Origin of the sequence: Streptomyces sp. NPDC052052 (assembly GCF_040680455.1) — a bacterium.
In the GTDB taxonomy this organism is placed as follows: Bacteria; Actinomycetota; Actinomycetes; order Streptomycetales; family Streptomycetaceae; genus Streptomyces.
Genome location: NZ_JBFAWU010000022.1, coordinates 27,337 through 48,242, shown reverse-complemented (window position 1 = coordinate 48,242; position 20,906 = coordinate 27,337). Strand labels below are relative to the sequence as shown.

21 protein-coding genes and 2 pseudogenes are annotated in these 20,906 nt (G+C 68.0%); 12 read left to right on the top strand and 11 right to left on the bottom strand.

The annotated features are described in order from the left end of the window. Positions 1-70: 70 nt before the first annotated feature. Together AB0L71_RS24695 and AB0L71_RS24690 are read right to left on the bottom strand one after the other, a co-directional pair. The gene (locus AB0L71_RS24695) at positions 71-625 is read right to left on the bottom strand and encodes a DUF2231 domain-containing protein (RefSeq protein ID WP_365246830.1); all 555 of its coding nucleotides are present in this window, start codon (positions 623-625) and stop codon (positions 71-73) included. Positions 626-667: 42 nt separating this feature from the next. Further along, the gene (locus AB0L71_RS24690) at positions 668-1,777 is read right to left on the bottom strand and encodes an NADP-dependent oxidoreductase (protein ID WP_365246828.1); all 1,110 of its coding nucleotides are present in this window, start codon (positions 1,775-1,777) and stop codon (positions 668-670) included. A 100-nt stretch (positions 1,778-1,877) separates the two neighbouring features. On the opposite strand from AB0L71_RS24690, the gene AB0L71_RS24685 reads away from it, so the two are divergent. Next, complete coding sequence (locus AB0L71_RS24685; protein WP_365246826.1) at positions 1,878-2,810, top strand: LysR family transcriptional regulator; 933 nt, start codon at positions 1,878-1,880, stop codon at positions 2,808-2,810. Positions 2,811-2,831: 21 nt separating this feature from the next. Here AB0L71_RS24685 and AB0L71_RS24680 read toward each other — a convergent pair whose 3' ends face one another. From AB0L71_RS24680 to AB0L71_RS24670, 3 genes and pseudogenes are all read right to left on the bottom strand, one after another. Further along, the gene (locus tag AB0L71_RS24680; RefSeq protein WP_365246824.1) at positions 2,832-3,476 is read right to left on the bottom strand and encodes a hypothetical protein; all 645 of its coding nucleotides are present in this window, start codon (positions 3,474-3,476) and stop codon (positions 2,832-2,834) included. A 17-nt stretch (positions 3,477-3,493) separates the two neighbouring features. Continuing rightward, a complete protein-coding gene (locus AB0L71_RS24675) occupies positions 3,494-3,964 on the bottom strand; it encodes a hypothetical protein (protein ID WP_365246822.1) in 471 nt (156 codons plus the stop codon). A gap of 68 nt (positions 3,965-4,032) precedes the next feature. Next, a pseudogene (locus AB0L71_RS24670) lies at positions 4,033-4,229 on the bottom strand (hypothetical protein); the annotation flags it as partial. A 5-nt stretch (positions 4,230-4,234) separates the two neighbouring features. Here AB0L71_RS24670 and AB0L71_RS24665 point away from each other — a divergent pair. Continuing rightward, a pseudogene (locus tag AB0L71_RS24665) lies at positions 4,235-4,552 on the top strand (TetR/AcrR family transcriptional regulator); the annotation flags it as partial. A 283-nt stretch (positions 4,553-4,835) separates the two neighbouring features. Then, positions 4,836-5,501: a maleylpyruvate isomerase family mycothiol-dependent enzyme gene (locus AB0L71_RS24660; RefSeq protein WP_365246820.1), complete on the top strand. Its 666-nt coding sequence runs from the start codon at positions 4,836-4,838 to the stop codon at positions 5,499-5,501. A 131-nt stretch (positions 5,502-5,632) separates the two neighbouring features. Here the strand turns inward: AB0L71_RS24660 and AB0L71_RS24655 are convergent, their stop codons facing one another. Further along, positions 5,633-6,034 (bottom strand): hypothetical protein, encoded by a 402-nt coding sequence (locus AB0L71_RS24655; protein WP_365246818.1) that lies wholly within the window; start codon positions 6,032-6,034, stop codon positions 5,633-5,635. A gap of 493 nt (positions 6,035-6,527) precedes the next feature. Between AB0L71_RS24655 and AB0L71_RS24650 the strand changes: the two genes are divergently transcribed. From AB0L71_RS24650 to AB0L71_RS24640, 3 genes are all read left to right on the top strand, one after another. Further along, a complete protein-coding gene (locus tag AB0L71_RS24650; RefSeq protein WP_365246816.1) occupies positions 6,528-7,034 on the top strand; it encodes a helix-turn-helix transcriptional regulator in 507 nt (168 codons plus the stop codon). A 27-nt stretch (positions 7,035-7,061) separates the two neighbouring features. Beyond that, entirely contained in the window at positions 7,062-7,712 is a 651-nt protein-coding gene (locus AB0L71_RS24645) for a hypothetical protein (RefSeq protein WP_365246814.1), read from the top strand. Between the two features lie 121 nt (positions 7,713-7,833). Further along, positions 7,834-8,166, top strand: a complete 333-nt coding sequence (locus tag AB0L71_RS24640; protein ID WP_365246812.1) for a DUF2516 family protein — start codon at positions 7,834-7,836, stop codon at positions 8,164-8,166. Here the strand turns inward: AB0L71_RS24640 and AB0L71_RS24635 are convergent. From AB0L71_RS24635 to AB0L71_RS24625, 3 genes are all read right to left on the bottom strand, one after another. After that, on the bottom strand, positions 8,148-9,530 hold the full coding sequence (locus AB0L71_RS24635) for a fused response regulator/phosphatase (protein WP_365246810.1): 1,383 nt from the start codon (positions 9,528-9,530) through the stop codon (positions 8,148-8,150). The two genes, AB0L71_RS24640 and AB0L71_RS24635, sit on opposite strands and share 19 nt — an antisense overlap. A 349-nt stretch (positions 9,531-9,879) precedes the next feature. Further along, positions 9,880-10,956, bottom strand: coding sequence for an NlpC/P60 family protein (locus AB0L71_RS24630; protein ID WP_365246808.1), 1,077 nt, complete (start codon positions 10,954-10,956; stop codon positions 9,880-9,882). A gap of 250 nt (positions 10,957-11,206) precedes the next feature. Further along, a complete protein-coding gene (locus AB0L71_RS24625) occupies positions 11,207-11,983 on the bottom strand; it encodes a class I SAM-dependent methyltransferase (RefSeq protein ID WP_365246806.1) in 777 nt (258 codons plus the stop codon). 147 nt (positions 11,984-12,130) lie between these two features. On the opposite strand from AB0L71_RS24625, the gene mshA reads away from it, so the two are divergent. The 4 genes from mshA (at position 12,131) to AB0L71_RS24605 (ending at position 15,486) form a co-directional block, all read left to right on the top strand. Then, on the top strand, positions 12,131-13,483 hold the full coding sequence (gene mshA, locus AB0L71_RS24620) for a D-inositol-3-phosphate glycosyltransferase (RefSeq protein WP_365246804.1): 1,353 nt from the start codon (positions 12,131-12,133) through the stop codon (positions 13,481-13,483). A 67-nt stretch (positions 13,484-13,550) separates the two neighbouring features. Continuing rightward, entirely contained in the window at positions 13,551-14,033 is a 483-nt protein-coding gene (locus AB0L71_RS24615) for a YbjN domain-containing protein (RefSeq protein WP_365246983.1), read from the top strand. 185 nt (positions 14,034-14,218) lie between these two features. Next, positions 14,219-14,989, top strand: a complete 771-nt coding sequence (locus AB0L71_RS24610) for a hypothetical protein (RefSeq protein WP_365246802.1) — start codon at positions 14,219-14,221, stop codon at positions 14,987-14,989. 161 nt (positions 14,990-15,150) lie between these two features. After that, a complete protein-coding gene (locus AB0L71_RS24605; RefSeq protein ID WP_365246800.1) occupies positions 15,151-15,486 on the top strand; it encodes a hypothetical protein in 336 nt (111 codons plus the stop codon). A 63-nt stretch (positions 15,487-15,549) separates the two neighbouring features. Here the strand turns inward: AB0L71_RS24605 and AB0L71_RS24600 are convergent, their stop codons facing one another. Both AB0L71_RS24600 and AB0L71_RS24595 read right to left on the bottom strand, forming a co-directional pair. Then, a complete protein-coding gene (locus AB0L71_RS24600) occupies positions 15,550-15,792 on the bottom strand; it encodes a hypothetical protein (RefSeq protein WP_365246798.1) in 243 nt (80 codons plus the stop codon). Then, complete coding sequence (locus AB0L71_RS24595) at positions 15,789-16,037, bottom strand: hypothetical protein (protein ID WP_365246796.1); 249 nt, start codon at positions 16,035-16,037, stop codon at positions 15,789-15,791. Before AB0L71_RS24595 ends, AB0L71_RS24600 begins: the two co-directional genes overlap by 4 nt. Before the next feature lie 463 nt (positions 16,038-16,500). Here AB0L71_RS24595 and AB0L71_RS24590 point away from each other — a divergent pair, with 463 nt between their 5' ends. Both AB0L71_RS24590 and AB0L71_RS24585 read left to right on the top strand, forming a co-directional pair. Continuing rightward, positions 16,501-17,820, top strand: a complete 1,320-nt coding sequence (locus tag AB0L71_RS24590) for a phosphatase PAP2 family protein (RefSeq protein ID WP_365246981.1) — start codon at positions 16,501-16,503, stop codon at positions 17,818-17,820. A gap of 666 nt (positions 17,821-18,486) precedes the next feature. After that, on the top strand, positions 18,487-20,847 hold the full coding sequence (locus AB0L71_RS24585; RefSeq protein ID WP_365246794.1) for a hypothetical protein: 2,361 nt from the start codon (positions 18,487-18,489) through the stop codon (positions 20,845-20,847). The last annotated feature ends 59 nt before the right edge of the window (positions 20,848-20,906 follow it).

Below are 20,906 nucleotides of genomic sequence, written 5' to 3'. Positions count from 1 at the left end.
AGGCAAGACGTCCGGCCGGTCGACGCGCCCCATGGGGCGACGGGCTGTTGCCGGCGCGACTGCTGCCGCGTCACCCCCGGCCGTCGGACCCGCTTGCCGAGAAGCGGCCCTGCCAGACGGCCTTCGCCCCCGTTTCGCCGATGCGATACACGTCAACGGCCGCACCGACGGCCACGACCAGGGCGATCACCGCCACCGCGACGCGCACAGCAACGGAAGAGGCCGACCGAGCCACCGCGGACACCCCGCCACCGGTGGGCCCGTCGACCGCATCGCTGCGCCCACGCTCCCGACGAGGACCGACCCGGCCGAGCAGCCAGACGGCGATCGTCACCACGAACAGGGCAATCGCCCACGGGGTGAGGCCGGAGCCCATCTCGGTGTGCTGTTCCAGCACCGCACCCCCCTGCACCCGCTCCTCCAGCCACTCACCGGATTCGGTGGTCAGCACCACCAGAGCAAGGGTGATCAGCCCCAGGAGCGGCAGCACCCAGCTGACCCGGCGCGCTGCCGGATGCCACAGCGCACAGACCACCAGCACCAGCGCCGTCAGCGGGACCAGCACCACCGCGCCGTGAACGAAGAGGGGGTGGCCGGGTAGGCCGTTGATCAGCCCGACATCCACGGGACCTCCTCCCACGGGCCTGCAAGGCACATCCGGGTCAACTTATTGCGTCACGTGCCCTGTCCGGCCGGATCTGTCCGCGTCCCAGGGGGAGTTCGCACGGATGGAGCACGGCACGGAGCCCTCCTCCGCCTGGGCGAACGGGGTGTGCGTACGGTTCCGCACGATGATTTTGCCGGTGTTCCGGCCGCGCAGCATTCCCAGGAACGCGTCCACGATGTGCTCGAACCCGTCCACCACGGTCTCATCCAGGCCGAGCCGGCCACTCTGCAGGTGCGGTACCGCGAATTCGTACAACTCCTCCTGTACGGCACGGTAGTTGCTCACCAGGAAGCCCTCCATGCGGAGGCTCTTCTCCACGATGTCCGCGTAGTTGAAGCGCGGTGGCGGAGTGCCGGGGGTGTTGTACTGGCTGATCGTGCCGATGCGGACGATGCGCCCGAACGCGCGCAGCGCCCCCACCGCCGCGGCCAGCTGCTCGCCACCGACGTTGTCGACGAACACGTCGATGCCGTCCGGTGCGACCTTGCCGAGCAGATCGGCGGCGGACCCGTCGTGGTAGTCGAAGACAGCGTCATAGCCGACCTCCCGCGTGAGGTGGTCGGCCTTTTCCGTCGAGCCCGCGCTGCCCGTCAGCCGTCCGGCGCCGAGGAGCCGGGCGAACCGTCCGGTGGCCGTGCCGACCCCGCCTGCTGCGGCCGACACGAACAGGTCCTCGCCCTCCTGGAACCGGGCGATCCGGGTCAGGCCCACATAGGCGGTCAGGCCGGTGCCGCCGAGGATGCTCAGATACGCGGTCAGGGGCACGCCGTCGAAGCGGGGCAGCCGCCGGATCTCCTCGGGTGTGACGACCGCGTGCGTGCGCCAGCCCTGCCGGTGGAACACGATCTCGCCCTCGGCCAGCCGGGGCGTGCGCGAGGCGATGACCCGCCCGATGGCACGGCCCTCCAGCGGTGCGTCGAGGGCGAAGCCGCCGGGGACGTCATCCATCATCTCGCGGTGATAGGGGTCGACGGACCAGTAGAGGTTCTCCACCAGCGCGCTGCCGACTGCGGGGTCGGGAAGCGTGGACTCGACGAACGCGAAGTGCTTGGCGGTGGGAAAGCCGTGGGGGCGTGCGGTCTGGTGCACGGTGATCGCGGTCTCGTTCATGACCGGACCGTAGGGCGGGAATGCGCCTGCGGGGCAGCCGGTTGCGTTCATGCGACGGCCTGTTCCATGAGCAGTTCTCATACGGTGAGGTGAGCGCCCGGTGGCCCGCACGACCGACTCCGATCTTGCCCCGCACGAACTGCGCGTCCTGGTGGCCGTCGCGGACGCCGGCGGCTTCTCGGCCGCGGCCAGGACACTCGGTCTGACCCAGTCCGCGGTCTCCCACTCGGTGCGTGGCAGCGAGCGCAGGATCGGTGCTGTGCTCTTCGAACGCGGCCGTTCCGGCGCCCGCCCTACGCCTGCCGGAGAGAGCGCTGTGGCGCACGCCCGCCGCATTCTGCGCCTGCTGGACGTCCTGACCGCCGAGGCGCGCGGTGCGGCCCGGTACGACGCGGCGAAGGGGCCGCTTCGGATCGCGGCCTTCCGCAGCGCGGCTCTCCACCTGCTGCCGCCTGTCCTTCAGCGGCTGCGCGCCCGGCATCCTGAGATCGAGCCGCAGGTGCGGATCGTCCGCGAGGTGGGGCGCGGCACCGCGGGCGAAGTGGCCGACGGGAAAGCCGACATCGCCCTCGCCACGCTGGACGGCTCCGTGCCGCTTCCACCGGGCCTGGTCGCGAGCGAACTCTTTGAGGAGCCGTATGCCCTGGTGTACCCGGCGGGACACGCTGCCCCGCGCTCGCTGCCGCTGGTCGACTGGGCCGAGAACTGTGGCTCGTACACCCGCGCCTGGTGGGCTGCACAGGACTGGATCCCGAAGGCGACCGTTGAGGCCGAGGACGACGGAGCGGTGCTCTCCTTGGTGAGCGGAGGTCACGGCATGGCGATCATGCCTGCGCTCTCCTTGGCCGGAGCACCGAACTCGGTGGAGATCACCGATCTCGGCCCTGAGCGCCCGACACGCCAGGTCGGCCACGTCACGACCCCCGAACTGGCCGGATCCGCTGTCGTGCGTGCCTTGGTGAGGGAGCTGAGAGCTACGGTTCCCCGAGGGTGTGAGCGTCCTCAGCCGCTGGGCTCGGCCGGCTTCCGTTGATCCCCAATCCAGTTGATCCGCTCAGTGCGTCAGATCCAGTACGGCCGTGCAGTGCGGATCGTCCTCCGGCTCCTCGAACAGCTCCCGCTCCTGCGACCGGGAGAACACCTCCGCGATCACGGCCGGCCCGGCCTCCGCAAGCCGGACGTCGCAGGCCACGACGTCGGGATCACCCTGATGGCGTACATACAGCCGCATCCGGCCCTTGCTCAGGTACAGGAAGCCGACCAGGAGTGACTCGGCCTTCTCCCGCTCCTCATAGCCCGGAGCCGGACAGTTCAGTGTGGTGAGCAACGTGTGCGCCCGGTCCTCCAGCCGCTCCTTGCCGGGCACGTCCTCCGAGAGCCTGATCAGCGGCGTATCGAGGACGTTGCCCACGTGGCTGCCGGAGTGGAACCGCACCTCACCCGCCTCGTGCCGTACACGGCTGACCGCCTCCCAGGGGAGCAGCATCTCGTCCTGCCGGAAGAGCGGGATCTCGTAGATGGTGAGGAGATCATCGACGGTCGCCTTGCGGCCGCCGAGCGCGATCCGCACGGTCGGCGCCCCGTCGGGGCCCGGGAGGACGCCGCGGACACGCATCTTCTTCACGATCGGTGCCTGCGTGTAGAGGATCAAGTGGCCGGTCACGTCGGCCTGTGCCACGGCCACTTCCCACGGCGTCATTGCGGGTGTCTCCCTGTTCAGCGCTTGAACTTGGCGGCGGACTGGTTCATCCAGTTCGGGCACTTCCTCATGCCCTTGCAGTAGGCGGTGATGACGCCGATCATCTGCCCGCTTCCGGCGTCGTACCGCTTGTCCTGAGTACGGCGGGTGACCTGCGCCTTGACGATGATCTTCACCTGAGGGTGCTTGCCGTCAAAGGCGTAACCCCAGTATTCCAGGCCCCCCTTGCCGTCGTTCTTGTCCGCCGTGCCGTTCAGGGGAGCGTTCACGATGCGGCAGGCACGGATGTTGTGGTTGCTGGAGAAGTGGGTCCAACCCAGTTCACTGTTCCCGATACGGGTGGGCACGTTCCGCCCGTCCCAGTCCTTCTGCTGGCACTTCTTGGTCTTGTTCCAGTGAGGGGTGTCGGCGTGCACGGCTCCCGTCTGCCCCATGGCCACGACGGCAGCCGAGAGGGTGACGAGCGATGCTTTCGTGATCCTCTTCATATCCCTGACCGTGTCACACAACTGCCGCCCGACTCACCCGATTTCAGGAAGCTTCTGGAGATCTCCCCTTATCCGCTCGCCGGCACGGCGGACTTCTTCCGAACAGGGGCAGCGGCGACCAGCAGCGCGGTGAACACGAGGGGGCGGCTGCCTGGTACCCCATCCAGACTTCGCCCCCGGCACTGCTGCCCTGCCACGCCATCAGGAGGCCGGCCGCGGCCGCCAGCACCCAGCCGCTGTCGTAGGCAATCACCAGTCGCATGTACGTGAGCTCGCCTGTCGCTCCAGATCACCTTGCTGGACATGGTCGTGCACGACCCGGACCTTGGGTCCCAACTTGCCACGTCCATCCGGTCGCAGGAGACCCATCTGATCGCGCTGTTCACGGGGAGGTCGCACAACGGAGGCGTCGTGACGTCGCACCGGGCACAACGCCTGACCACCGCGCTCAGGGCGCTGTTCGTCGGCCTAGCCCAGGGCGTCCCCCTCGGCCTCGCCCCTGGAGCCGACGAGCAGTACTTCGCCGACACTGCCCGTGCTCTGGCATCTGGGATGTCCCTCATGGACGACGACGCGGACGCTTCGTGAGGGACGGTGCGGAAGGTCCGAGTTCATCCGTTCGTCGAGGCCGCATCTCTCGCACCCATTGCGGGAGGCCGTGAAGGGCTGCTGGTCCACCGGAGAGGAATTCGCCGCATGACCACTCGCATCAGTCAGCTCGGCCAGGGCGGCAGGGTGAGCTCCGGCGACTCGTCCTCTGGCGATGAGTTTGCTCCGGAGCAAGAGTCTCTTTCGGGAACGCCCCTGCCGGACGTCCACTGTTCGGGCCGGGGCAACGCAGATCACGACCCTTGACAGGAGTCCAGCCCGTATGACTGATCCGGTACGGACAGCAGGCCGCAATCGCGGGGCCGGGGTCTGGCCCTCGATCCGCGCAGAGCGAGCGGCGCTGGCGTCCGATCTCACAGATCTGACGGAAGAGCAGTGGTCAACGCCTTCGCTCTGCGCCGGATTGACGGTGCATGAGGTGTTGGCGCACCTGATCGCGGGGGCGAGCCTCAACCCCGTGAGCTGGATGGCGGGTGTGATCCGCTGCCGGTTCGACTTCGACAAGCAGGTGGCCATGCGGCTGGCCGAGCAGCTCGGCGCGACCCCGGGCGAGACCCTTGAACGTTTCCGGCGCATCGTTCCGAGCACGACCAAGCCTCCCTTGCCTGCCCTCGCCATGCTGGGCGAGACGATCGTGCACGGAGAAGACATCCGGCGCGCGCTGGGCATCCGCCGCGACTATCCGATCGGGGTCGTCACGGAGACGGCCGAGTACTACCAGGGCTCAGACCTCGTGGTCCTTGCCAAGGGACGCATCGGTGGCCTGAGACTTGTAGCGGATGACGGCCCGTTCACGACCGGTTCCGGGCCCCTTGTGTCCGGGCGCACCTTGGCCCTGATCATGGCCATGACTGGACGCGCGACGTACTGCGACGATCTCGAAGGCGACGGTGTGGAACTCCTTCGCAGTCGGTGCGGGGCAGCGTGACACGGCCTCGTGGCATCCAGGCGGATCCCGCGAGGCCGTGGGTCCTTCCGGGGCTCCAGTCAGATTGACGCCAACGCGGTCTTGACCGTGCGGAACCCTGCCCTCGGTCGGGTGACCGTGTCCTGAGGGCGTCAGCCCAGCACAGGGTTGCCCCGGAGATTCGCGTCCCCGCACGGCCAGGGGCCCTCGGCCAGGGGTCCCAGTGGGCTGTGAAAGGTGAGAACCTCGCTGTCCAATGACACTACGACGCGACCGTCCCCCAACAGCAGGGTGCGGTTCATGACGTTCCGGCTGTCATCCATCGCGAACAACTCGTGCGCATCCAGGTCCGCGTCGACGGCGAGGAGCTTGCCGTCACGCCAGAAGACGGCGGTGCCCTCGCGATCCATCGCGGGATAGGACGTGTAGTAGCCCGTCAGAGGAGGCCCATCCACGAGCGTGTTGTCCGGCGCCAGCCGCCGGAACCGCGACTTGGATGGCAGGCAGTTCTCCAGCTCAGGGCCGCAGACGGTGCCCCGGCTGTCAACGAGCATTGCGCCATGACTGGCCCACCGGGCTGTTGTGCCACCACCGCGGTCGTAGTGGCCTGTGGTGAATTCCCCGTATCCCTGGGACCCGATCAAGAACTCGCCGCGACCAGCTATCGCCTTCCGGCCTGGGGGAGTAGGTGAGGTCGACGAGACGATCGCGCCAGTTGGTCACATGCAGCGGACCGGATGCATCCTGTGCGGCCACCGACCAGACTTGGCCCGGCATGGCGATACGAGACGAGAGAGCCATGCGTCCGCATCCTGCCGCATGCCGCTGGCCCTGTCAGCGGATTGATCAGTGCTCGGAGCCAAGCGCTTCGGCTGATCGGTTCGGGTGGGAATCGGTCGGATCGCTGGTCACCTCCAGCGGATCTCGCGCACTTCTACCGGGAACGGACACCTACCGTGCTCAGCCCCAAGGCGCCGCCCGGGTGGCCTGCTGCACTTTTGCAAGCGAGCGCTTGCAAAAGTTAGCAAGCGGGCGCACCATCAAGGTATGGCATCACTCAACGTCGGCAATCTCGGTGAGTACCTGCGCGAACAGCGGCGCAACGCGCAGCTGTCGCTGCGGCAGCTCGCCGATGCCGCCGGGGTGTCCAATCCCTACCTCAGCCAGATCGAGCGCGGGCTGCGCAAGCCGAGCGCCGAGGTGCTGCAGCAGGTCGCCAAGGCGCTGCGGATCTCCGCCGAGACCCTGTACGTACGGGCCGGGATCCTGGACGAGCGGGGGCGGGAGGAGCTGGAGACGCGGGCGGTGATCCTGGCCGACCCGTCCATAAACGAGCGGCAGAAGAGCGTTCTGCTGCAGATCTACGACTCCTTCCGCAAGGAGAACGGGTTCGAGCCCGGACCGGAATCCGGCGCCGATGCCCGATCGCAGACCGGCGACACGTCCGGATCGGGGGCCGGTGCGGACGGCCACCCCGGTGCCGGCAGCCCCGGTACGGCCGGTGGCAGCGATGCCGGCCCAGCTTCAAAGCCTTCATCAAAACCCTCACACTGAGTCTGATGATCCGGGAGGACCACAGTCATGGCCATCACCGATGACCTGCGCAAGACCCTCACCGACCCGACCCCCCTCTACTTCGCCGCCGGCACGGCCGACATCGCCGTCGAGCAGGCGCGCAAGGTTCCGGCGCTGATCGAGCAGCTGCGGGCCGAGGCGCCGGAGCGTTTCGACGCCATGCGCAACGCCGACCCCAAGGCCGTGCAGGAGAAGATGACCGCACAGGCCAGGGAAGCCCAGGCCACCGTTCAGGCCAAGGTCAACGAGGTGATCGGGTCGTTCGACAGCGATCTGCGGAAGCTCGGGGAGAACGCCCAGGACCTGGCCATGCGCAGTCTGGGCGTGGCCGCGGAGTACGCGGTGCGGGCGAGGGAGGCGTACGAGAAGGTCGCCGAGCGCGGCGAGCAGACCGTGCGGAACTGGCGGGGCGAGGCGGCTGACGACATCGTCGGGGTCGCCGTCGTCGTCGAGCCCCGCAAGGAGTCCAGGCCGACGGGCCACGCGAAGCCGGCGTCCGGCGCCAAGCCCGGTCCGGCCGCCAAGTCGGGGACGGCGAGGACCGCGCCCGGTCCGAAGGCCGCGAAGGCGGAGAGCAAGCCGTCGGCCACGCCCACCAAGAAGGCGCCCGCGCGCAAGCCGGCTGCGAGGAAGACCACTCCGCCGTCGGCGAAGTAGGCCGCAGCGCCACAGCCTGAGGGCATACCGGGGCACGGGGCGGGCACCTTTCGGGGTGCCCGGCGCGTTGTCCCGGTACCTTGGCCGCGGGAGCTCATCCACTGATTAGGCGGTGCACACCATGTTGCTCACAGGATTCAGCACGTTGATCTGGCTGCTCTACATGGCCATGCTCGTCCTGGCCGTGGTCGCACTGGTCCTGGCCGCCACAGCTCGTGAGGACGCCTACCGGGCCGCGGACAAGCAGAAGAAGTCCTTCTGGTTGATCATCCTTGGTATCACCGTGGCCGTGAATCTTTTCGTGCCGATACTGTTCCTCCAGCTCGCGGGCGCGGTCGCGTCCATCGTCTTCCTGGTGGACGTCCGGCCCGCGCTCAAGGCCGTGTCGGGTGGCGGCCGGCGCGGCGGCTCCAGCAGCGACGGGCCGTACGGGCCCTACAACGGCGGTCGTTGAGCGCGCACGGAGCTCCCCGCGACCGCGGAGGTCGCGCAGGGCGTCGGTGATGCAGGTGGGAGGCGGCGGCGCGGGGTGCTCCGGGCCCGCTCGCCCTTCGGCCCCGGACGGCGGCTGCGTTCCTGGTCGCGGTCGAGCAGCAGGATCGCGACGTCGTCGGTCAGCTCGCCACCGTTCAGCTCCCGCACCTGGGTGACCGCGGCCTCCAGGAGGTCCTCGCCGGTGAGTCCCTGGGCCAGTTGCTGGTTGATCATCGCGACCATGCCGTCCTGCCCGAGCCGTTGGGTGCGCCCCGGCCCCACACGTCCCTCGATCAGCCCATCGGTGTAGGCCATCAGGCTCCAGGAGCCGCCCAGCTCCACCTGTCGGCGCGGCCAGCGTGCGCGCGGCAGCAGCCCCAGGGCCGGGCCGCCGTCCTCGTGGGGGAGCAGCTGCGCGGCCCGCCCGTGCCGGGCGATCAGCGGGGCGGGGTGGCCCGCCAGACAGAGGCCGGCGCGTCGGCCGTCGGGGGCGATGTCGACGGTGCAGAGCGTCGCGAAGATCTCTTCGCTGTCCCGCTCGTGCTCCAGGACCTGCTGGAGGGTGGAGAGCAGCTCGTCGCCGCAGAGGCCGGCCAGGGTCAACGCCCGCCACGCTATGCGCAGTTCCACGCCGAGTGCGGCCTCGTCCGGTCCGTGCCCGCAGACGTCGCCGATCATCGCGTGGACGGTGCCGTCCGGGGTGCGGACCGTGTCGTAGAAGTCCCCGCCGAGCAGTGCACGGCTGCGGCCGGGCCGGTAGTGGGCCGCGAAGCGCAGATCGGAGCCTTCGAGCAGCGGGGTGGGGAGCAGACCGCGTTCGAGGCGGGCGTTCTCCTGGGCGCGCAGCCGGGACTCGGTGAGCTGGTGCTGGGCGACGTCGGCCCGCTTGCGTTCGACGGCGTAACGGATGGCGCGGCTGAGAAGGCGTCCGTCGAGTTCGCCGCGGAAGAGGTAGTCCTGGGCGCCGACGCGTACCGCCTCGGCGGCCAGCTCGGTGTCGTCCTGCGTCGTGAGGGCGATCACGGCGTGGCGGGGGGCGATCCGCAGGACGTGCTTGAGGGTGGCGAGTCCGTCGGATCCCTCGGTGGTGGTGCTGCGGGCCTCGGAGCCGAGGGGGAGGTTCAGGTCCAGCAGGATGCAGTCCACGTCGTTCGTGAGGAGCCGGTCCGCCTCGGTGAGATTGCGGGCGTTGCGCACACGGATGCGTGAACCGGCCGCGGACGGCAGCTCGGGAACGGTGAAGGTGCCCGTCGGGTCGTCCTCCATCACCAGCAGGGTGAGGTCGGCGCCGTGGGAGGTCTCCGCAGCGAGGGCGGCGCGCTGCTGCGGTGCGGGTACGGGCATCGGTCCAGGTTTCCTTCCCTCCCCCCGAGGGCGCGGCGGAACGACGAGCGACGATCCGCCAGACGGGGACCATAGCGGTCCGTGGCGGCGGAACGGAATGGCGCACCGGAATCAGCCGGTGGCATATGCGCCGCCATAAGCCGCGTCAGGTCACGGATCCGGCGAGAACCACGGGGGTGAGGGCGGGTTGCGGGGCATGACAAACATCACGCGTGGCGGCGGGGTGCGGGTGGTACGGGTCACTTCCCCGGGGCGCCCGGCCGGGTGGTGTGTGCCGTGGGGCATCCGGGCCGGGAACTCCGTCGGGGGCGGCCCGTCGGGAGCCGGGCCGGCCGGCTTCCGGGCGACCTCACTTGTCCGGGCGGACCACTCCGAGGATCAGCATCGAGCCCGCGCCGGCCAGGGTGACGTTCCGGCCGGGCCGGGGGGCGTGGATGATGGCGCCGTCGCCGACGTACATGCCCACGTGGCTCGCGTCGCTGTGGTAGATGATCAGGTCGCCGGGGCGCATGTCCTTGATGGGGATGTGGGGGAGCAGCCGCCACTGCTCCTGCGAGGTCCGCGGTATCGGCCGCCCCGCCGCCGCCCAGGCCTGTGAGGTCAGGCCCGAGCAGTCGTACGAATCGGGGCCCTCGGCCCCCCAGACGTACGGCTTGCCGATCTGGTCGGTCGCGAAGGCCACCGCCTTCTTGCCGCGCGCGCTCGCCTCGCGATTGATGTCCGTCAGGGCGCCGGAGCTGAGCCAGGCCTTCTGCATCGTGTACTCGGCCTCCTCCTCCAGCTTGAGCAGGCGAGCCCGCTCCTCCTTCTCCAGCTGGGCTTCCAGCTTCTTCGCCGCGGCGATCTGCGCGTTGATCTTCTTCTTCGTCTCGGCCTGCTTGAGGCGACTGGCTTCCAGCTTCTTCCAGTTGGCGCTCGCGTCCTTGGTGTACGTCTCCAGGTCCTGTTGGGTCCTGGTCAGTTCGCCGAGGACGCCCCGGGCGGCCTGCTGGCCGGACCTGACCCGGTTCACCCCGTCCAGGAACAGCTGCGGGTCGTCGCTGAGCATCAGCTGGGCGCCGGGCGGCAGTCCGCCGGTGCGGTACTGCTCGCGGGCCTGGGCGCCTGCCTGGTCCTTGAGCTCGTCGATCTTCGACCGGCCCGCGACGATGGCCCTGGCCAGCCGGACGATCTCGGCGGACTGCTTCTTGGCGCGTTCCTCGGCGAGGTTGTACGCGTCGGTGGCCGAGCCGGCCTTGAGGTAGAGGTCCTCGATCTCCTTGCGCACCTCTTCGAGGCTCTTCTTCGGTGCCTTCGATCCGGAGGGGGACGGTGCGACGGAGGGCGAAGGGGGTGCGGGTGCGGCAAAGGCCGGAACCGGCGTGGAGAGCACGGACAGCGCACAGGCCAGGGTCATCGCCGCCGCGGCAACATGGCGTCGGTTCAAGAGATCCCCCTCCGTATGAATCTGATTTACCGTCAGTAACTTTCCGTCGTTGCCGAGATCGTGCCATGTCGTGGCGAAAAGCGACAGAGGCGCACACCTGCTGTCCTGACGGCCGCGAGAATCGACCGACGCCCCGGGTTCCGCTCCCCACACCCCTGGAACCGCCCACCGTGGGACGAACGGCGCCCCGGCCGGAGTTCCCGCGGATCCGACCGGCGCGTGGACGGCCGTCGGCGGGCGGCCGGTCCGGCTAGCGGCGGGGCTGGAGGGCGGTCCACTCCACCGTGACTTCGCCCTGGCGCCACCGCCGTACCCCGTCCGTCAGCGGCCAGTCGGCCGACAGGGCGCGCACGGCCGTGATCCAGCGCTGCCGGGCGCCCAGGGAGGCGTACGGGGCGGCGGCCGCCCACGCCCGGTCGAAGTCCCGCAGGAAGGCGTGGACGGGTTCGCCCGGCACATTGCGGTGGATCAGCGCCTTGGGCAGGCGCTCGGCGAGGTCGGAGGGGCGGTCCAGGGAGGCGAGCCGGGTCGCGAACGTCACCGTGCGCGGGCCCTCCGGGCCGAGCGCCACCCAGACGTGCCGGCGCCCGATCTCGTCGCAGGTGCCCTCCACCAGCAGCCCGCCTGGCGCGAGGCGGGCGCACAGCCGCTGCCAGACCGCGGCGACCTCGCCCTCGTCGTACTGGCGCAGCACATTCGCCGCCCTGATGAGGTCGGGGCGTGCGGGGAGCGGTATCTCGAAGCCGCCGTGCAGAAAGGTGAGGCCCTCGCGCTCGTACGGTTTCGCCGCCTCGACCCGCTCCGGGTCTATCTCGATCCCGACCACCGACGTGCGCGGCTCGGCGGTCCGCAGACGGTGCAGCAGCTCGACGGCGGTCCAGGGGGCGGCGCCGTACCCGAGGTCCACCGCGACGGGGGTGTCGGCTCGGCGCAGGGCCGGGCCGTGGACGGCGGCGATCCAGCGGTCCATGCGGCGGAGCCGGTTCGGGTTGGTGGTCCCGCGGGTCGCGGTGCCGATGGGGCGCATGACACCGAGAGTAACGATCCGGCGGGTGGTCCCCACGGGGTAACGATTTGGCAAAGCGGAAATGAAAGGGGGAGCGCCCCTGTTGCAGCCGTCTGAGGGCCCGGGTCCTGTCGGTGTCATGCCCTGAGTTGAGGAGGACCGGACGACGTGAGTCAGTACGTCTCCCGGCTCGGCAGCAGCCGTGTCGCACCGCGCCTCAGGTTGCCGACCGCCTTCCCCGGCAGCCACCGCAGACCGCGCCGTGTCGCGATGCTCTCCGTGCACACCTCGCCCCTGCACCAGCCGGGCACGGGTGACGCGGGCGGCATGAACGTCTACATCGTGGAGCTGGCCAAACGCCTCGCCGCGATCAACATCGAGGTCGAGATCTTCACCCGGTCCACGACCGGCCAACTGCCCCCGAAGGTCGAGCTGTCGCCCGGCGTACTGGTCCGGCATGTCGACGCGGGCCCGTACGAGGGCCTGGCCAAGGAGGAGCTGCCCGCCCAGCTCTGCGCCTTCACACACGGCGTCATGCAGGCATGGGCAGGTCACCGCCCCGGCTACTACGACCTGGTCCACTCCCACTACTGGCTCTCCGGCCACGTCGGCTGGCTCGCCGCCCAGCGCTGGGGCGTTCCGCTCGTCCACGCCATGCACACCATGGCGAAGGTCAAGAACGCGGCACTCGCGGAGGGCGACACCCCCGAGCCCGCCGCCCGCGTCATCGGCGAGACCCAGATCGTCCGCGCCGCCGACCGGCTGATCGCGAACACGGCCGAGGAAGCGGACGAGCTCATCCGCTTCTACGACGCCGAGCCCGGGTCCGTCGCCGTCGTGCATCCCGGCGTCAACCTCGACCGCTTCTGCCCGGCCGACGGCCGGGAAGCGGCCCGGGCGCGCCTCGGGCTGCCCAAGGACGCGCTGATACCGCTCTTCGCCGGCCGCATCCAGCCGCTGAAGGCCCCGGACGTGCTGCTGCGGGCGGTCGCCGTCCTGCTGGACCGCGATCCCTCGCTGCGCCGCCGGATCGTCGTACCGGTCGTCGGCGGCCCGAGCGGCAGCGGGCTCGCGAAGCCGGAGGGGCTGCAGAAGCTGGCGGCCCTGCTGGGCATCGCCGATGTCGTGCGGTTCCATCCGCCGGTCGGGCAGGAGCAGCTCGCCGACTGGTTCCGGGCGGCGTCCGTGCTGGTGATGCCCTCGCACAGCGAGTCCTTCGGGCTGGTCGCCCTGGAGGCGCAGGCGGCGGGCACCCCGGTCGTCGCGGCGGCCGTGGGAGGGCTTCCGGTGGCGGTGCGGGACGGCGTCAGCGGCTTCCTGATACCCGGACACGACCCGCGGGCGTACGCCCAGGCGCTGGGCCGGTTCGCCGAGGAGCCGGAGCTGGTTGCCCGGATGGGTGAGGCGGCCGCCGCGCACGCCCGGGGCTTCGGCTGGGACGCCGCCGCGTCCGCGACCGCCGAGGTGTACACGGCCGCGCTGCAGGGACACCGCCGTCGCGTACGCTCGCACCATGGCTGACGTACCCGAGGAAGCGGTGACGACGCAGGTCGCGCAGGCCGGCGCGGGCGCCCCGCGGATCGAGCGGATCGCGCAGGTCATCGAGGCGACGCTGACGGACGCCGAGCTCGAATGGGAGAGCCCCGAATCCGGCAGCTATGTGGTCAAACTGCCCGGTACGCGCAAGCTCTCCACCACCTGCTCGCTTCGGGTCGGCGCCCACTCGCTCTCCCTCAACGCCTTCGTCGTCCGCCACCCGGACGAGAACGACGCGGCCGTCCACCGCTGGCTCCTGGAGCGCAATCTCCGTCTCTTCGGCGTGAGTTACGCGATCGACCGGCTCGGCGACATCTACCTGGTCGGCAAGCTGCCGCTCTCCGTGGTCACCCCGCAGGAGCTGGACCGGCTGCTCGGCACGGTCCTCGAAGCGGCCGACGGTGCGTTCAACACCTTGCTGGAACTGGGCTTCGCGAGCGCGATCCGCAAGGAGTACGAGTGGCGGGTGTCGCGCGGCGAGTCCACCCGGAACCTGGACGCGTTCGCCCATCTGACCCGGCGCCCCACGGACTGACCCGGCAGCCCACGGGTTGATCTCCTTCGCGCGGCGGATCGAGGTGGGCGGGCGGTGCCTTCACAGGAAGATCACAGCGCCGTCACGATCGTTTTCCTGTGCCTGAATTGAGTGATCGTCAAACCAAGTTCCGCTCTAGAGTGTGCAAATTCGAAGACCCCAGCTCAGAGAGACGGATCCGGACCATGCGACCCACTGTCATACGTCGTACCGCCGTTGCCGCCGGTGCAGTGTGCCTGGCCCTGCTCGCCACTGCCTGCGGCGGCTCGGACTCCGGTTCCGGCGGTGACGACACGGCGGCGGACGCCAAGGGCAAGGGGTCGGCCGCCGCGCAGCCGGCGGTCAAGGCGCTCACCTCCGCCGAACTGGAGAAGGCCGCGCTGGCCCAGGGTGACGTCAAGGGCGAGAAGATCGCCAAGGCTACGGCCAAGGACACCATCGCCACGGAGGAAGTCACCACGGACAAGGAGGCCTGCACCCCGCTGGCCGACGCGTTGATGGGCGCCGCGATCGCCAAGCCCGCGGCCTCCACCCTTCGCCACTCCGTCAGCGAGCCCAAGAAGGGTGCCACGGGGATGGCGGCGGCGCTCGACATCACGACGACGCAGATCTCGCTCGCCTCGTACGACGGCAAGGGCGCCGAGGAGACGATCGCCGGCCTGCGTACCGCGGCCACCGAGTGCGCCGGCGGCTTCACCCTCACGGCGAAGGGTGAGAAGCAGAAGGTCACCAAGATCGCCGAGGAGCAGGTCACGGCCGGGGAGGAAGCCGCCGCCTGGACGGTGACGGTCGAGCAGGAGGGCGAGTCGGTCCCGTTCAAGCTCGTGGCCTTCCGCCAGGGCGCCACGGTCGCCACGTTCTCCGCGTTCAACATGGCTGCGGCGGGCGGGCTCGATGGCGTGGAATTCGGTCTGCCGACCGCGCTGGTCGAGGGCCAGGCGGCCAAGCTCGCCTAGCCGGCCCTCCGTGTCCCGCCCGGCTGCCGCCGGGCGGGACACGTCGTGCCGTGCCCAAGAGAGCAAGTACGCGAGCCGATACCCATGAGTATTCGTACTCATGAACGGTGCATCACCCTCCGGGCAGGCTGGTCCCACCAGCCACCCAGAGGGAGTCGATCATGTACGGAACCAGCCGACGTCACCACGTGCCCGCGAGCAGCGGACGCCGCCGGAGCCGGTCCGCGGCGGGCCTCGCGCTGGCCGCCGTGGTCGCGGGGCTGCTGACCGCGGGCTGCTCTACCGAGGATGCGGCCTGCGGCGGCGGCGAATACCCGGTCCTGACCGTCGGCGGCACCGGGTCGGCGTGCGTGCCCAACGGCGAGGAACCGCCGAAGGGATACACCCGGTACCCGGAGGGCAAGGTCCCGAAGCATGTGGGCGACACGTGGGACACGTACTGGGAGACCCACACCGTGGACAGCAACGGCAAGATCATCGATGCCCCCGATGCGTGACCTGCGTCCCCGACGCGTGAGGCGGAGCGCTCGGCGGCCCGAGGCGTCGTCCCGGCCGCCGGTTCAGGGCAGCGGGACGAGTCTCACCACGGTGACGATCAGGACCGTCCTGGACACGTAATAGAGCACGATGGCCCCGGCGACCGTCGCCTCGCGGCGGTCGCGCTCGCGCTTGACGGCCGACGACCCGTGCCCGTACGGGTCGAGGCCCAGGGTGCGCGCCATCTCGTCGCGGAACACCTCGCCGTCGCGCATCTTGGCCAGGGTGTCGTCGGCGGGCGGGGCGTAGGAGATGCGGAAGCTCAAGCGACGGTCCGCCTCTCGGCCTCGTCCTGCGCCAGCCGGTCCAGGATCTTCTCGGCCTCCGGGTCCGGCACGGCCTCCAGCATCCAGTGCCGCATGACCGCCTGGATCTCGCCCACCCCGGCGTCGTTGATGGCGCGGTCGAACTCCTCGCGTCTCTCCTCGGGCAGTGCGGCGCGGATGGCCGGGATGCTGTTGGGCACGTCGACCTCGGTGCCGCCGACGAAGGTCTTCAGGGGCTCGCCCATGATTGCTCTCCCCGCTCTCCCTGCTCTCGCCGTACGGCCCGTCCGATCGGCTCCGCCCGTGCACGGGCCGCTGCACGGGCCACGTTAGCCCCAGGACGGGGCGGACGCAGGGCCTGCGCGGTACTTCTCACCGGGGTGGGGACGTCGTGGGGGAGGCGGTGCCCCGCGCGCCTGGTGGCCGTCGCCCAAGGCAACGGTGCTTGTGCGCCCACAAGGCTATTGACCTGCACAGATCCGCTGTGCTTCCCTCCCGTGATGGCCTGGGGCACCGCCATGGGGACTGTGGCTGTCCGCTCCTAGGGCCCACCAAGGGCACGGGTGGCGTGCAGGAGCGGACCAAGGGGGTAGGTACACGGTGTCTCAGGGTGCTGGGATACGCAGAGGGAACGCGGGCGACGAGGCCGCTCCGCCCGGGCACATATCTCCACCGGACCTGCCCCGAAGACGGGCCGTGCTCTGGGCCGTGGCGGGTGTCGTGGCCCTCGGATTCCTCGTCGTGCTGGAGTTCGCCGCGCGTCGCTATGGCCTGCCGGGGCCGCTCACCAGTCAGGTGCGAGAGCTGGTCATCGCCCCCAAGTCGGGCGGTGTGCTGTACGCCGCCCTGGCCCTGATGATGGTGGTCCTCACCTGGCGGCAGCGGTTCATCGCGGCGGGTGCGGCGATCGGTATCGATATCGCCTTCACGCTGGTCCGGTGGGTGGTGGACGAAGGGACGACCGGCGGCCATCCCTTCGGCAACGGCGCGTTGTGGGTGATGCTCGGCTGCGCGGTCATCGCCGTCACGCGCCGCACCGGCGCCGAACGTGTACTGCTGCTGAAGGGCGTCGGGCTGGGCCTGCTGCTGGTGGCCGGCCGCAAGACCGGCGACACCTGGCTGCTCATCACCTCGCAGACCCGCCCGACGGTGCTCGACCAGTACGTGGCGACAGCCGATCACGCGCTGGGTAATCCGTCCTGGCTGGTGGGCCGGTTCGTCACGGCCACCGGCCCCATCGGTTTCAATTTCCTCGACATCGTCTACGGCCAGCTCGCGGTGGCCGCGGTCGTCGTCGCGCTGTACCAACTGCGCCATGTGGCGGTCGAGCGCCGCTTCCCGGGCCATCACCTGGTGCGCACCTTCCTGGTGATCGGTCTGATCGGGCCGGCCTTCTACATGATCTTCCCGGTGGTCGGGCCGCTCTTCGCCTACGGCACCGGCACCGAGCACTGGGCGACGATCAGCCTGTGGGCGCCGGACATTCCGTCCAGCGCGCACTGGGCGGTGGCCGACCTGTGGCCCCGGACGCCGTCGCCGATCGGCACCCCGCACTCCATGCCGTTCGACGAGATCACCCCGCGGAACTGCATGCCCAGCCTGCACACGGCGTGGGCCACCGCGATCTTCATCCATACCCGCAAGGGCCCACGCGTTCTGCGGTACGCAGGCACGTTCTGGCTGGTCGCCACGCTCACCGCAACGCTGGGATTCGGCTACCACTACGGCGTGGACCTCATCGCCGGCGTGGTGTTCGTCCTGACGATCGAGGCCGCTCTGCGCTCGTACGACCGCGGCTGGGACCGTGCGGGGATCCGGCTGGTCGCCTACGGGGCAACGGTCTTCGCCGCGCTGTTGGTCTCCTACCGCTTCCTGCCGTTGACGATGGCCGAGCATCCGTGGGTGTTCGGACCGCTGCTCATACTGGCGATGGCCTCGGTGGTCTACGGCTACGTACGGACCACCACGGCGTGGGAACCGCGGGCCACCCCCGTGCGACAGCCGGAACCGCAGCCGGAGCCGATCTGAACCGTGGTGCACCGGGCACGGCACGACCGAAGCCCCCTCCTGGGGACAGAACCCAGGCAGGGGGCTTCAGTACGTGCACGGAACTACTTCTTCTTGCCCTGGGTCTGGCTGGCCTGTTTTTCGGCCCTGTTCAGAGCGCCGCGCACTGCAACTGACCTGCAGTCGGGCGGTCGTTGTTGGTCGTCGTCGGTCGACCTCGGAGGGCTCACAGGGGGCCAGTCGGGGGCTCGTCATAACCTCTAGCGCTAGGGGCGAGACCCTCTACCGCTAGAGGTTCGGCTAGGCACCCGTGCCGTGTCTGACAAGACACTTAGTACTCCAGCAGCGCTTTGGCTTTTTCTCTGGCCAGGGGCGGTTGGGGTGAGTGTAGTGGGCCGATTGCCGAACCGAGTTGACCTCACTGATCCGAACATTACGGCTTGCGCCTTCTGCTGGCCGGACACCGAGCTGGGAATCGACGCGGACTCAGCCGGGGTCTGCTCAAGCGCTGTGAGGTCGGAGCGCACTGCCGCCACACCGTGTCACGTCCCGCAGCTGCGCATAGGACCCTGACCGCGGCCAACGCCTTCCTCTAGCACAGAAGGAGAGGGTCTTGCTTGAAAGCCCTGCGGATTCTCGGCGTGGTTCGTAACCTGGTGACGGTTCCAAGGTCTGGGGAGGCAAAGAATGGCCGACAAGCTGACGCGTGAGCAGATCGAGAAGATCTATTCGAACCCCGAAACGCAGGAACGGATCCTCCGGATTGACTGCCTGTCAGATCTTCTTGGATCGTGCATCATTTCTGACGCTTACGAAGTCCCAGCGCGACTCGCGGCGGCCATCAAGCTCACTTCTGCCGGCGCCGGGCTGGTTTCCCGCGTGCAGAGCAATGCTAACCCTCGCAACGAATGCACGCTATCTGCATTCTTGCAAGTCTCTTGGAACGAGTTGCTGGTACATCCAGACGAGACCAACCTGGATTCGATCGAAAAGTCGATTTCTGACGAGATCAGGAAGGAGAGAATTCTCTTCCCCTATATTTATGGGCGGGAATTGTACGACAAGGCCTTCAGTGAGCTAAGGGACAACAATGACACTCTGACTCATAAGGATACGATGACGCTACTGTCCGGCGCCCCCCAAGGGGTATTCCAGATGCATGATTATGTAACAGGCCCCTGGGGACTTGTTCGGTCCCGGCAAGTCCGCTACTGTCCGCCCTCCGTCTGGGTGCCGCTCTACCACTGCGATGATCTGTCGTGCATGAAGCTGCATAACGTGCTCCTTGAAACGGGAGCATCAAAGATCTCGAAGGTCCGTTCTAAGATGCGAGAGGTTTTGTCTCGCCAGGATAGCGCGGAAAGCGAGTGGCACGAGTTCTCGCGCGATCAGGTTGCTTCTCACGTCAATCCTTTCTCGTGGAGGCATTCAGCCGGGCTCCCGACTCTTATTGGCGATGCATTCTCCGCTCCTGAAATGCGTCTGATTTTGCATGACCTGCTTAACTGCACTCAGGGTAAACTTCGGGCTTCTATCTCCACGCTTGGACAAGACGTCAAAGAGGCTGAAAAGTTCACTGAGGGTCTTAATGAAGCTCAGGTGCTGCAACTCATTCTCCTGTGTCGGGATGAGGAGATTATCGATTCACTTGATTCGCTAATTCTGTCCGGAAGTATTTTTATCCCGCCAGCTGAAATCCGAAAGTCTCCCAGGGATATCAGGGCTACGGGGTACTTCGATCTGGCGCCTGAGTGCGCAAATGGAGGTGTCAGGTTTCTCGGTGCTTCGTCGCTCGCTCTGCTGCGGAGTCGTCATCTGATCTCGAATCTCTTTGACCTAGGGAACCCAGCCCAGCGCGAGAGGCTGGAGTGGCTGATCAGAGGGACAGACGGGGCGTCCTTCCAGGAGCAGTTGGATCAGTTCGTGTGCGGTGGCCCCCTGGACGGAGCGCTGGGATCTCTGATCTTTGATAGTGGCGCGAACCTTGAGGCGGCAGAGAAGTTCGTTGGTATCGGCCCACGGGCCAGGGAACGCCTTTCGAACGAAGAGTCCCTCAGGCGGGCGATCACATGGCGGCTAGGCATTGATGGGCCGTCTGAATCTGACGTATTGGTCGATTTCCGTCAGTATGGCACCAGGCTGAGGGAACTCGCCATGCGTACGCATACGTACGCGCCAGCCGATCAGGCAGACATTAGAGCGGTTGCTTCTAACTTCTTCGTGAAATTGGAGGGGCTGCTTCAGGAGTACCTCAAGCTGGCCACCTGGTCGCTTCTGCGTGATCATTATGCGACATCAGGGTTCGTCTACTCTCCCGATGAGGCGATCACATTTACCATCCAGGAACTCTCTCGGGATCAATCAGACGTTCAATTTTCCGATGATGGAAAGTGGACACTGTTCCCAATGATTCGGGGATTCGCGATCTTGGCCGACCGCCTGAGGCGCTTGAAGTCTGACGAGACTACACGGCGGGGCCTTGGTGATTATCCCAAACTCCTGCGCTCGGCTTCCCCTTACACTTTTCTATTCAAGCACGCCTATCCCTATCTTGATCTCGATCAGACCGCAAGATCTCGTATTGTGGCCATGTTGGCTACTGCCTCGCAAAAGCTGCATTCAGGCAAGGTCGATGAGATCCGAAATGTCCTGCAGCACACTAATCCGAAGTTCCCGACTCAAGATGAAGTGTTGGGCGCCATTAATGCTGCGGAGACAGTCCTTGCAGAGGCGGAAGAGGCGGGATTCCTCCCGGTGGTTTCACGTCTCCGTGAATCTCAGACCGACGACTACGGTAGGCGCACGCTGACGCTAGGCACGGCAAACGGAAAGACCCTTCGCCTAGTTCGACCCTCGTCCTATTACTTGACAGGCCTGCCTGTGAGTTCTGAGGCTCAGTATGTCCTAAGGTTGGCGATCTATGAGAACTCCAGCGAGGTGCTCCGCCTGTCTATCCGTGAGGATTCCGAATACACGAAGCGTTGGTCCGACTATCCAAAGCGTCGCGGTACGAGGGGAAAGTCTGGCAAGAGTCATCTCGATGCTTAAGCTGAGGCCCTTCATGGGCTTGGCAACAGGAGGTCTGTGGAGCTGCTTTGGCACGAGTG